Consider the following 11,932-nt stretch of genomic DNA (forward strand, 5'->3'; position numbering starts at 1 on the left):
CCCCCCCCCCCCCCCCCCCCCCCCCCCCCCCCCCCCCCCCCCCCCCCCCCCCCCCCCCCCCCCCCCCCCCCCCCCCCCCCCCCCCCCCCCCCCCCCCCCCCCCCCCCCCCCCCCCCCCCCCCCCGGGCTGGGTGGGGGCAGCCGTGGGTTCTTCGGGTTGCTTCGAGTTCCCACGGGGTCGACCACAGGCAACTCCGATAGCGCCCGTATACCGCCCCCGGGACCTCGAAGCCGCTTGCAGACCTGACCATCTCTCCCCTCCAGCCCGGCGGTCGATGCCCGCCGCCCCAGGTCAATGCCCGCCGCCCCGGTCCATGCCCGCCGCCCCGGTCCATGCCCGCCGCCCCTTTCTTTACTCGACGACCGTGACGGCCAGATCCTCGCCGAGTTGCTCGATCGAGTCGGTCAACGAACCCGGCGCAATGCCCGCCGGAAGCGACACGGTGAGAATGGCGTGAAACAAGGGATGCCCCGCCATCGGCGCGCTTTCGAGCCGGGTTTGCAAATCCTCGAGGTTCGCTCCCACACCTGCCACCGCGGCCGAAATCTGACGCACGATGCCGGGCCGGTCGTTCCCCACCACGTCCAGGTGAATGAGATCGCGATGCGTGTCTTCCGGGAATTCCTCACGGCTGGTGTGGATCGAGAGCCCCTCGAGGGATTCCAGCGCCGATACCATCGCGTCCACATCGGTCGGCGCACACTCGATCCGCAGGATGCCGGCGAACTGCCCGGCCAGGCGGGCCATCCGGCTTTCCAGCCAGTTTCCGCCATGCGCCGCCACCGTTTCCGAGATGGATTTCACGATGCCCGTCCGGTCGGGCGCGAGGACCGTCATCACGACGCAGGTTTGCATGACCGGATACGAAACACAGCAAGCGTCGGGGATCGATGGAATTCGCAGCGAAAGAGGGAAGGCGCGCCCATTCATTTAAGAAAAATTGATATTTGACCGAACCTGCTATTTACGCAAAAACTGAACGAAATAAATGGTTTTGCCATGATTCTCCCTGACACCCTCGCCCCATTGCCCGTGGCGGAAGACGCCGGAAAGCGGGAAATCGAAACAGAATTTGTCGCCGAGTCGGTGGTCCGCCAGCTGTTGGTGGGTCCGATGTCGGTGCTGCCCCAGCATCCCGCCGAGGAAATGGCGGACTTCGCCGGGCGCTCGGACTTGGGAGAGAAGGCCCCGTTCAGGATCCGGCGCGATCTCAAGCTGGAGCCCGCCATTTTGGAAGCCGGGACCCATCCAGCCTTTGCCGCCAGCGAGCGCCGTGCCGCCGCGCCGCGCCCGCGCGGTCCTCAGGTGCAAAAGGCGGACCGGACCTCGGTCAAGGGGCTCGCCATCGTGCTCGGCTCCGGCATCGCCGCAGCGGTCCTGATGACCGCCGTGTGGATTTCCGCCATGCCTTCAGATCCCGAGCCGACCTTGCAGGCGCCCGCCGTGCGCATCGACCGGGCCGCTGCCGCGGGTGGGGAAAGCGACGAGCTTCTCCTGGTTCGGAGCCAGTGGGAGACCGACACGCCCTGAGCTTGTCTTCCCGCGGGGCGCGCGCTTTTGTCCGGCCGACATGTCGACCCGCCCCGGCCTCATCCTGAAGCTCCGCTGCCCTGACCAGCCGGGCATCGTCGCCAAGATCTCAGGCTACGTCGCCGGCTATTCGGCGAACCTGATCGAGTTCGCCCAGTTCACCGACAAGCTCAGCGGCCGGTTTTTTTCCCGGCTGGAGATCGAAACCGGCGGCCTGCAGGTCGAGGTCGAGGATTTCATCGAGGGCTTCGGCACGCTGGGCCGGGCGATGAAGGCCGAGTGGCACTTCCGCCGGCTGCCCTACAAGATGCGCACCGCCGTGCTGGTCACCAAGACCGACCACTGCCTCAACGAAGTGCTCTGGCGCACACGGCTGGGGGAATTGCCGGTGGAAATCACCTCCGTGATCGGCAACCGCACCGACTGCCGCGAGATCGCCTCGCAGTCAGGGCTTCCGTTTCACCTCGTCGAAATGGATGGCGACCGGAAGGACGCGGGCTTTCGGAAGATTCGTGAGATCCTCTCCGCCGAGGCCGTCGAGTTGGTGGTGCTCGCCCGCTTCATGCAGATCCTGCCGGATGACTTCTGTCGCGATTACGACGGCCGCATCATCAACATCCACCACAGCTTCCTTCCTGCCTTCATCGGGGCGAATCCCTATCGGCAAGCCTACGAGCGGGGTGTGAAGCTGATCGGTGCCACCTGTCACTATGTCACCGCCGACCTTGATGCCGGGCCGATCATCGAGCAGCAGGTCGAGCGGGTGCAGCATTTCCACACACCGCAGGACTTGGTGAGGCTGGGGCGCGACTGCGAACGGGCGGCCCTGGCGCGCGGCATCCGTTACCATGTGCACGACCGGACGATCATTGATGGTCACCGGGCGATCGTTTTTCCGGACTGAAAACGGCGCAATCGAGGGCTTTACAAGGCGGCGGGGGCTGCTAAAAACCGCGCCCCGCCCAGCGGCGCCAAGGAGAGATGGCTGAGCTCGGTTTAAGGCACACGACTCGAAATCGTGCGTAGGGTTAAACCTACCGTGGGTTCGAATCCCACTCTCTCCGCCACCGCCCCTGCCCGATTCGACCGGGCAGGGGCGGTGGTGTTTTTGGCCCGCCGCCCGGGTTTTCCCGAGACTGGACGAAGCCGGGAACCTGAGCGTTGGTGGACCATGGAGTGGAGAGTGGAAAAAGACAGCCTGGGCGAAATCCAAGTGCCTGCCGATAAGTTGTGGGGTGCCCAGACCCAGCGCTCGTTGGAGAATTTCCCGATCGGCGGCAGGCGGATGCCGATCGAGGTGGTGCACGCGCTGGCCGAGGTGAAACGCGCGGCCGCGATCGTGAACGCCGAACTGGGTGAGCTGGATGCCGGGCTTTCGCAGGCGATCGTCGCCGCGGCGCAGGAGGTGATCGATGGCCGGTGGGACGACGAGTTTCCGCTCGTGGTCTATCAAACCGGTTCCGGCACCCAGTCGAACATGAACGTCAACGAAGTGATCGCCCATCGCGCCACGCATCAGCTGGGCGGGGACTCGAAGGTGCATCCGAACGACCACGTGAACCGGTCCCAGTCGTCGAACGACTCGTTTCCGACCGCGATGCACCTGGCCGCCATGAAGCTGGCGAGGACGCGGCTGTTGCCGGCCTTGGAGTCCCTGGCGGATGCGTTGGGGGCGAAGTCGGAGGAGTTCGCCGACATCGTGAAGATCGGGCGCACCCACTGCCAGGACGCGACGCCCCTGATGCTCGGGCAGGAGTTCGGCGGGTATCGGCGGCAGGTGGCGGCGGGGATCGAGCGGATCCGCTCGGCGTTGAAGGGGCTCTTTCCTCTTGCGCAGGGGGGAACCGCGGTGGGCACCGGCCTGAATACCCCCTCCGGCTTCGCCCGGCGCATGGCCGAGCAATTGGCCGCCCGGACCGGCGAGCCCTTCGTTTCCGCTCCGGACAAGTTCGAGGCGCTGGCCGCCCACGACGCGCTGGTTTTTCTCTCCGGCGCGCTGAAGACGGTGGCGGGCTCGCTTTTCAAAATCGCCAACGACCTCCGGCTGTTGGCCTCGGGGCCCCGGTCGGGCCTCGGCGAGCTGCGGCTGCCGGCCAACGAACCCGGCTCGTCGATCATGCCGGGAAAGGTCAACCCGACCCAGTGCGAGGCGCTCACCCAGGTCTGCCTGCGGGTCATGGGAAACGATGCGACGATCGGCTTCGCCGGCAGCCAGGGCCAGTTCGAGCTGAATACCTTCAAGCCGCTGATGATCGCGACCTTGCTCGAGTCGATGAGCCTGCTGGCCGATGCCGCCGACAGCTTCCGCGAGCGTTGCGTGGCGGGGATCGAGGCGGACCGCAGCCGCATCGGCGAGCTGGTGAACCGCAGCCTGATGCTGGTCACGGCGCTCGCGCCCGAGATGGGTTACGACCGCGCGGCCGCGATCGCCAAGGCGGCCCATGCCAACGGCACCACCCTGCGCGAGGAAGCGCTGGCCGCCGGGGTATCCGAGGCGGATTTCGATCGCCTGATGCGTCCTGAAAAAATGGCACGGCCGCATGGGTGAGTGCGGATCGCAACACCATTTCGTGCAAGGATCCAATGGCGGATTTTTGCCGGACCGCCGATGGTGGCGGGTGATGAAAACCACCGCATTCCGTTTTGGGTTGGCTGCTTTGGCGGCTGGAAGTCTCGTCGTTCTTCCCTCGGAGGCAAAGCCGGGGAAGGGAAACAAGGACAAGGGCGGCGGACCTCCGGCAGCCGCCAAGGGCCGTCCGGGAAACTCCAAGAAAAGTCACGGCCATGGGGCGCAGGCGCACGGGAAGACCGGGCCGGACAAAAGTGCCGGCCACAAGGCGCGGCCGTCGCAGGTGGTCGCCGGCAAGGACCGCAAGCCCGCAGCCGCCGCCCCGGTGGGCAGGCACAATGGGCAGGACCACCGGTTCACCGATGCCCAGCGCCAGAGCATTCGGCACTACTTTTCCAACTACCGGGACCGCGATGGTGGCCTGCCTCCCGGAATCGCCAAACGACTTCGCCATGGCAAGCCCCTGCCTCCCGGCTGGCGTGACAAACTGCAACCCGGCCACGTCCTCGACGGGATCTGGCTCGGCAGTCTGGTGCCGATTGAAGCGAACCTGATCCCCGGCGTCCCCTACACCGACCACACCCGTCTTTATCTCTACGGCGACCGTTTGATCAGGGTCTACGAGCCGCGTCATGAGATCATTGAGGTCGTCACCGTCCCCACCATCGTGATCGACCTTTGAACCCGGGTCGGCGGGTGGGATTTCGATATGGTCTGGTGCACCGGGTGACAGCTCGAGCCCTTGATTGCACGGAATTGCCCAGCTTGAGTGGGCCGACCGGTCACGCAGCCGGCCATTATCCACGCCATCATGAAAATCCTGATCTCATCCGCCGTGTCCGCGCTGACCCTCGCGGCCGGCCCCGTGCTGGGGCGCGAAGCTCCGTCGGATCCCAACCAGCTCATCCCGCCGGCCACGCCGCTGGTCGCCTGCGATCCCTATTTCAGCATCTGGTCGCCTGCCGACCACCTGACCGACACCGAAACCACCCACTGGACCGGCCGCCGCCAGCAGCTGAGCAGCCTGGTGAAGATCGACGGCAAGTCCTACCGCCTGATGGGCAGCTCGCCCGCCTCGGTGCCTGCCTTGGAGCAGACCGATCTCAGCGTGTTTCCGACCCGCACCGTCTATCGTTTCGAAGGCGAGGGTGTGGAAATCGGGCTGACCTTCATGACTCCGGCGCTGCCTGAGGACATGGCGCTGCTCTCCCGCCCGGTCACCTATCTCACCTACGAGGCATCCGCGACCGACGGCAAGGAGCACACCGTGTCGGTGTTTTTCGCGGCATCCGGCGAACTCACCGTGAATGAAACCCACCAGGCGGTGCAATGGGAGGGTGGCACCGACGAGGGACTGTCCGTCCTGAAGATCGGCTCCAAGGAGCAACGGATCCTCGGCAAGAAGGGCGACGATCTGCGCATCGACTGGGGCTTCCTCTACGTGGCCGCGCCGAAGTCGGCCACCGAAACCACCGCTTTCGCCAAGCCTGCCGAGATGGCCTTTTCCTTTGCCACGGCGGACGTCAAGGCGACCTCCGACAAGGGTGAGGCCGAACATGCCGACCAGGCGGGCGCGGGCCTCGTGCTCAAGGAGTTGAAGATCGGGGAGAAGCCCGTCTCGACCTGGTTGATGCTGGCCTATGACGATATCTACTCGATCCAGTACAATCACACCAACCTGCGTCCCTACTGGCGCAAGGACGGCTGGGAAGCCAAGGACCTGCTGGCGGCCTCCGCCAAGCAATACGAGGCGATCCGCAAGCACTGCGAAGAATTCGACAAGGAGCTTTTCGCCGACCTCGAAAAGATGGGCGGCATCCAGTATGCGAAGCTTTCCTCGCTGGCCTACCGCCAGTGCTTCGCGGCCGGCAAGTTCGTGGCCGACCAGAACGGCCAGCCGCTGCAGTTCTCCAAGGAGAACCACTCCAACGGCTGCATCGCCACCTCCGACGTTTTCTACCCGATGGCTCCCCAGTTCCTGCTGATGGGCCCCACCGTCGCCAAGTCGTTCATCGTGCCGTTCATGGAATACGCCAAGAGCGACCGCTGGAAGTTCCCCTTCGCCCCGCACGACCTCGGCACCTATCCTTTGGCCAACGGCCAGGTCTACGGTGGTGGCGAGACCGGCGAGGAGAACCAGATGCCGGTCGAGGAGAGCGGCAACCTGCTCATCCTGTTCGCCGCCGTCGCGGAAATGGAGGGCAACGCCGGGTTCGCCGAACCTTACTGGGAACGCCTCGAGCAATGGGCGAACTACCTGAAGAAGGAAGGCTTCGATCCGCCGAACCAGCTCTGCACCGACGACTTCGCCGGCCACCTCGCCCATAACGTCAACCTCAGTGCCAAGGCCATCTGCGGCCTCGCTTCCTTCGCCAAGCTCTGCGAGATGCGCGGCGACCAGGCCAAGGCGAAGGATTTCCTGGAGACGGCCAAGCGCTTCGCCGAGCGCTGGGTGGTCGAGGCGGACGATGGCGACCACTACCGGCTCGCTTTCGACCGGGCCGATACCTGGAGCCAGAAATACAACCTCGTGTGGGACCGCATCCTCGGGTTCAACCTCTTCCCCGAGAAGGTCTTCGAAACCGAGATGACCTACTACAAGTCCAAGCAGAACGAGTACGGCCTGCCCCTCGACAACCGCTCGGACTACACCAAGCTCGACTGGATCCTGTGGACCGCCACCCTCACCGAAAAGCGCGGGGACTTCGATGCGCTGGTTTCGCCGGTGTTCCGCTTCCTCAATGAAACGCCGGACCGGTCGCCGATGACCGACTGGTATTTCACCTCCACCGCCAAGAAGCGCGGCTTCACCGCCCGGCCGGTGGTCGGGGGCGTCTTCCTCCGCGCCCTCTACGACAAGGAGGTGTGGAAAAAGTATGCCGGCCGCGATCGGACCAAGGCCGCCAAGTGGGCACCCATGCCCGAATACATCCCGCCGGTGATCACGCCGGTCGTCGAGGCCGGGGATGAAAAGGCCAACATCCAATGGGCCTACACCTTCGACCGACCCGACGAGGGTTGGATGAAGCCGGACTTTGACGCCGGTTCGTGGAAAACCGGTGCCGGGGGTTTCGGCGCCGATGGCACCCCCAACGCGAAGAACCGGACCAAGTGGACCTCCGGCGACATCTGGATCCGCCGCGAGTTCGAACTCCCGACCGGTGCCCCGGACGACGTGAAGCTGTGGGTCTTCCACGATGAGGAAGCGCAGATCTTCATCAACGGCGTCAGCGCCGCGACCCTGGGAGGCTTCAACACCAGCTACGAGATCTTCGACCTGTCCCAGAAGGCCAAGGCGGCGCTCAAGCGCGGCAAGAACACCCTCGCCATCCACTGCCATCAGACCCAGGGCGGCCAGTACATCGATGCCGGCCTCGTGCAGGTGAAGCCCGGGAAAAAGAAGTAAGCTTCCCGGCGGTTCATTTCATCAACCCAAGAAGCACTCGCGGGTCACGGGCCGAAAGTCGGCTCGTGGCCCGCTTTGCTTGGGAAGGATCCCTCATCCGGCGAAATCAACCCCCTCTTCCGAACCCTTGTGGCCCTGAAAACGTCGGCGGGCCGCGCCCCGGAACCTCCGCAGGGTGACCTCGTGAGGCCGGACGCGGGAATTCGCGCGGGACCTTTCCTTTGTCGGTCGCCGGTTCTCTGCTAGGTTGCGGCCGATGGAGAACCAGAAACCCGTCCGCCTGCTTTGCTCGGACATCGATGGCACCCTGCTCGGCGTACCGGAAGCCACCCGCCGGCTGCGGGCCGCCTGGGAGGCACTCCCGCCGGATCGACCGATCCTCGTTTTCAGCACCGGAAGGCTGCTCGACGATGCCCTGAAGGTGGCCGCCGAACATGGCCTGCCGATGCCCGACTATGTGATCGGCGGCGTGGGCACCATGATCTTCAACGCGCGCGAGCAGAAGCGGCTGGATGAGTTTTCCACCGAACTCGACCAGGGCTGGGAGCGCGGGACGGTGGACCGGGTGGTGCGCGGGTTCTCCGGCATCGATCCGCAACCGGACGAGCAGCAGCATCCGTGGAAAAGCAGCTGGTTCTGGCATGGAGCCTCGCCGGAACAGATAGCGGAGCTGGAACAAGCGCTGGCGGACGCTGGGGTCGGCGCCCAAGTGATCTATTCCTCCGCCCGTGATCTGGACGTGCTGCCGCTGGCTGCCAACAAGGGCAACGCCCTGCGCTGGATCTGCGGCCACCTCGGCCTCGGCACCGATGAGGCCGTGGCCGCCGGGGACACGGGCAACGACGTCCGCATGCTGCTCGAACCCGGCGTGCGCGGGATCGCGGTCGGCAATGCCGAGCCCGAACTGCGCGAGGCGATCCGCGGCAGCTCCGTCTATGCGGCCCGCGGCGAGTGCGCGGCCGGCGTGCTCGAGGGTCTCATCCATTTCGGCGTCATCCGGGAGGAAATCCCGGCCACCAACTCATGAAGGGCAAACTCGATATCCTCCACTTTTCCATCCACGGCCTGATCCGCGGGGCGAACCTCGAACTCGGACGCGATCCCGACACCGGCGGCCAGTGCCTCTATGTGCTGGAGCTGGTGAAAGCCCTGGCCCGCCGCGAGGAGGTGGGGCGCGTGTCGCTGGTCACCCGCAAGGTCTTCGACCGCCACGTCTCGGTCGATTACGCTCAGGACCGTGAGCTGCTCGGCGGCTCGGGCGATATCTGCCGGATCGAGGCCGGGCCGCGGAGATATCTGCGGAAGGAAGTGCTGTGGCGTCACCTCGATAGTTTCATTGATGGCACGCTGGCCTGGCTGCGCCGCGAAAAGCGCGTGCCGGACCTGGTCCACGCCCACTACGCGGATGCCGGCTACGTCGGCCGCCAGGTGGCGGCGGTGCTCGGCTGTCCCTTCGTTTTCACCGGGCATTCGCTCGGTCGCGTGAAACGGGAGCGCCTCATCGAGGGCGGCGCGTCCGCCGAGGACATCGAGAAGCGCTACAACCTCGCCGCCCGCATCGAGGCCGAGGAGCTGAGCCTCGATGCCGCCTCGATGGTCTGCACCAGCACCCGCCAGGAGGTCGATGAGCAGTATTCGATGTACGATCAATATGCCGCCGACCGCATGAAGGTGATTCCGCCGGGGGTCGATCTGACTCGCTTCGACGGCAAGGGCGACCCCGCCGTGATGGCCGCGGTGGACGAAAAGATCTCCCGTTTCCTCGACGATCCGTCCAAGCCGGCCGTGCTGACCATCGCGCGGGCGGACGAGAGGAAAAACCTCGTCGGGCTGGTCCGCGCCTTCGGCGAAAACGCCTGGCTGCGGGAAAACGCCAATCTGGTCGTGATCGGCGGCAATCGTGACAAGATCAGCGAGCTGCCTTCCGGCGGCCGCAAGGTGTGGACCTCGCTGCTGCGGAAGATCGACGACCTCGACCTCTACGGCGTGTGTGCCATCCCGAAAAAGCACGAGTCGCACGAAGTGGCCGGGTTTTACCGCTGGGCGGCGGAGCGCAAGGGAGTGTTCGTCAACCCGGCCTTCACCGAGCCTTTCGGGCTGACCTTGCTCGAGGCCTCCGCCGCGGGCCTGCCGCTGGTGGCCACGCACGATGGCGGTCCGCGCGACATCCTGGCCAACTGCGAGAACGGCGAGCTGGTCGATCCGCTGGATGCCGCCGCGATCGGCAACGCCATCGAGGGCATCCTTTCCGATCCGAAACGACAGAAAGAGCTGTCCCACCGCGGCCACCGGCTGGTGCGCGAGCACTATTCGTGGGACGCGCACGTGGAGCACTACCTGCACGAGCTCGAGGGCGTGCTGCCGCCGGCCCCGCGCGAATGGCACCAGGGCACCCGGCAGACGCTGGCGCAGGCGGACCACTGGGTGGTCATGGACCTGCCCCCGGACATCGAGCACCAGCCCGGGGAATTGATCGAGCGCTGGCGCCATCTCTTTGATCCGGTCGACGGCTCGGTGCGGCTCGGGCTCGGCTTCGTGACCGGGCTTTCCTATGACGAGGCGTGGGCGGTGATCGAGCGGCTGAACATGCCGAAGCCTTCCTTCGTGATCGCCGAACTGGGCGCGACCATCCACTACGGCCGCGCGCGGGTTCGCGACGAGGTGTGGGAAAAGCAGGTCCGCCATCGGTGGAGCCGCGAGCATGTGCTCGAGGCCCTGGCCGGGTTCAATGGGCTGGAACTGCAGCCGGATGAGAACCAACACGAGCTCAAGGTCTCGTATTTCCGCTGCAAGGAAACTGGTCCGACGACCGCTGAAGTCGTCTCCCACCTTCGCGAGAAAGGCGTGGCCGGAAAAGTGATGATGACCGCCAACTCCTACCTCGATGTGGTGCCGGTGCGCTCGGGGAAGGACGTTTCCCTCCGCTATCTCGAGTACAAGTGGGGCATCGATCCGGCCCGGATCTACTGCTATGGCATCTATGGCAACGATGTTTCGATGGTTCGCGGGCGGAACCTTTCGGCCATCGCCAAGGATGCCGACGAAGTCCTGCGCCGGCTCAAGTCGCGGCCGCGCCTCTACAAGTGCAAGGAATCCGGATTGGCCGGGCTTTTCGAAGGCCTCGACCACTACGGCGTGCTTGAGGGCGAACCGCCGCCGCTGCCGGGGCAAAGCTCGACCAGCGACGATGAGGCGGTGCCGGACATCGAACTGCTGACCTGAGCGGGCGGCGGGAAACGGAACTTCGGCGGGCGGGGAAGGATTGTCGTTTCCCCGAGCGGACGATTCCGGGATAATCCGTCCCGGGACGGAAGATGGATGTTCGAACGATACTCGTGACCGGGGGCGCCGGCTTCATCGGCGCCAACCTCGTGCGCCTGCTGGTTCTGGAAAAGGGGCTCAGGGTCATCAACGTCGACAAGCTGACCTACGCCGGCAACCTGCGGTCGCTCGACGAGCTGGCGGGCCATCCGGACCACCTGTTCGTGCGCGCCGATATCGGCGACGCCGCCGCCATGGCCCGCGTGCTGGCCGAGCACCGGCCGGATGCCATCATGCACCTCGCCGCCGAGTCGCACGTCGACCGCTCGATCGATGGTCCGGCGGCATTCATCGAGACCAACATCGTCGGGACCTTCCGCCTGCTCGCCGCGACGCTTGATTATTACAGGAAACTTCCCGCCAGCCGTGCCGAGCGTTTCCGGTTCCTGCATGTCTCCACCGATGAGGTCTACGGTTCGCTGGCGGCCGGTGCGGAAGCCTTCACCGAGGCTTCGCCCTACGACCCTCACTCGCCCTACAGCGCCAGCAAGGCGGCCTCGGATCACTTGGTCAGGGCCTGGTGCCACACCTACGGTCTTCCGGTTCTGATCACGAATTCCTCCAACAACTACGGACCCTATCAGTTTCCTGAAAAGCTCGTTCCGGTGGTGCTGATTCGCGCGCTGGAGGGCCGCGAAATCCCGGTCTACGGGAGTGGCGAGCACGTCCGCGACTGGCTCCATGTCCGCGACCACGCCGAGGCGCTGTGGACCGTGCTCGGGCGCGGACGGGCCGGGGAAACCTACAACATCGGCGGCCACAACGAACTGCGGAACCTCGATTTGGTGCGGTTGCTGTGCTCGATCTTCGATGAACTCCGGCCAAGCCCCGATGGCAAGCCCCATGCCGACCGCATCCGCCACGTCGCCGATCGCCCGGGTCACGACCTCCGCTATGCCATCGACCTCCGGAAAATGCGCGATGAACTGGGGTGGGAACCGGCCGAGGACGCCGCGACCGGCTTTCGCAAGACGGTGGAGTGGTATCTTGGAAACGAGGACTGGTGGCGGGGTATTCTTTCGGGCGGCTATCGGCTGGAGCGCCTCGGCGCCGGCGGGGCGGTGCCATCCTCGTGATTCCGGGATTTGCTCGCTTGAGCGGAAAT

9 protein-coding genes and 1 tRNA gene are annotated in these 11,932 nt (G+C 65.5%); 9 read left to right on the forward strand and 1 reads right to left on the reverse strand.

Going from position 1 to position 11,932, the window contains the following annotated elements; genetic code table 11:
* Positions 1 to 352 precede the first annotated feature (352 nt).
* Entirely contained in the window at positions 353 to 856 is a 504-nt protein-coding gene (locus tag ABXH26_RS08065) for a glycine cleavage system transcriptional repressor (protein WP_353566542.1), read from the reverse strand.
* A gap of 144 nt (positions 857 to 1,000) precedes the next feature.
* Here ABXH26_RS08065 and ABXH26_RS08070 point away from each other — a divergent pair, with 144 nt between their 5' ends.
* From ABXH26_RS08070 to rfbB, 9 genes are all read left to right on the forward strand, one after another.
* Positions 1,001 to 1,531 carry a hypothetical protein gene (locus tag ABXH26_RS08070; RefSeq protein WP_353566543.1) on the forward strand — a complete coding sequence of 177 codons (531 nt, stop codon included), beginning with the start codon at positions 1,001 to 1,003 and terminating at the stop codon, positions 1,529 to 1,531.
* A 40-nt stretch (positions 1,532 to 1,571) separates the two neighbouring features.
* Positions 1,572 to 2,435, forward strand: coding sequence for a formyltetrahydrofolate deformylase (gene purU / locus ABXH26_RS08075; RefSeq protein ID WP_353566544.1), 864 nt, complete (start codon positions 1,572 to 1,574; stop codon positions 2,433 to 2,435).
* A gap of 71 nt (positions 2,436 to 2,506) precedes the next feature.
* Positions 2,507 to 2,598: transfer RNA gene (locus ABXH26_RS08080), tRNA-Ser, on the forward strand.
* Positions 2,599 to 2,702: 104 nt separating this feature from the next.
* Positions 2,703 to 4,079 carry a class II fumarate hydratase gene (fumC, locus tag ABXH26_RS08085; RefSeq protein WP_353566545.1) on the forward strand — a complete coding sequence of 459 codons (1,377 nt, stop codon included), beginning with the start codon at positions 2,703 to 2,705 and terminating at the stop codon, positions 4,077 to 4,079.
* A gap of 73 nt (positions 4,080 to 4,152) precedes the next feature.
* On the forward strand, positions 4,153 to 4,782 hold the full coding sequence (locus ABXH26_RS08090) for a hypothetical protein (protein WP_353566546.1): 630 nt from the start codon (positions 4,153 to 4,155) through the stop codon (positions 4,780 to 4,782).
* A gap of 129 nt (positions 4,783 to 4,911) precedes the next feature.
* The gene (locus ABXH26_RS08095; RefSeq protein ID WP_353566547.1) at positions 4,912 to 7,506 is read left to right on the forward strand and encodes a glutaminase family protein; all 2,595 of its coding nucleotides are present in this window, start codon (positions 4,912 to 4,914) and stop codon (positions 7,504 to 7,506) included.
* A 256-nt stretch (positions 7,507 to 7,762) separates the two neighbouring features.
* The gene (locus tag ABXH26_RS08100; protein WP_353566548.1) at positions 7,763 to 8,533 is read left to right on the forward strand and encodes an HAD-IIB family hydrolase; all 771 of its coding nucleotides are present in this window, start codon (positions 7,763 to 7,765) and stop codon (positions 8,531 to 8,533) included.
* Positions 8,530 to 10,728: an HAD family hydrolase gene (locus ABXH26_RS08105; RefSeq protein WP_353566549.1), complete on the forward strand. Its 2,199-nt coding sequence runs from the start codon at positions 8,530 to 8,532 to the stop codon at positions 10,726 to 10,728. Before ABXH26_RS08100 ends, ABXH26_RS08105 begins: the two co-directional genes overlap by 4 nt.
* A gap of 92 nt (positions 10,729 to 10,820) precedes the next feature.
* A complete protein-coding gene (rfbB, locus tag ABXH26_RS08110) occupies positions 10,821 to 11,903 on the forward strand; it encodes a dTDP-glucose 4,6-dehydratase (protein WP_353566550.1) in 1,083 nt (360 codons plus the stop codon).
* Positions 11,904 to 11,932 lie beyond the last annotated feature (29 nt).

The organism is Haloferula sargassicola (assembly GCF_040362925.1).
Taxonomy (GTDB): domain Bacteria; phylum Verrucomicrobiota; class Verrucomicrobiia; order Verrucomicrobiales; family Akkermansiaceae; genus Haloferula; species Haloferula sargassicola.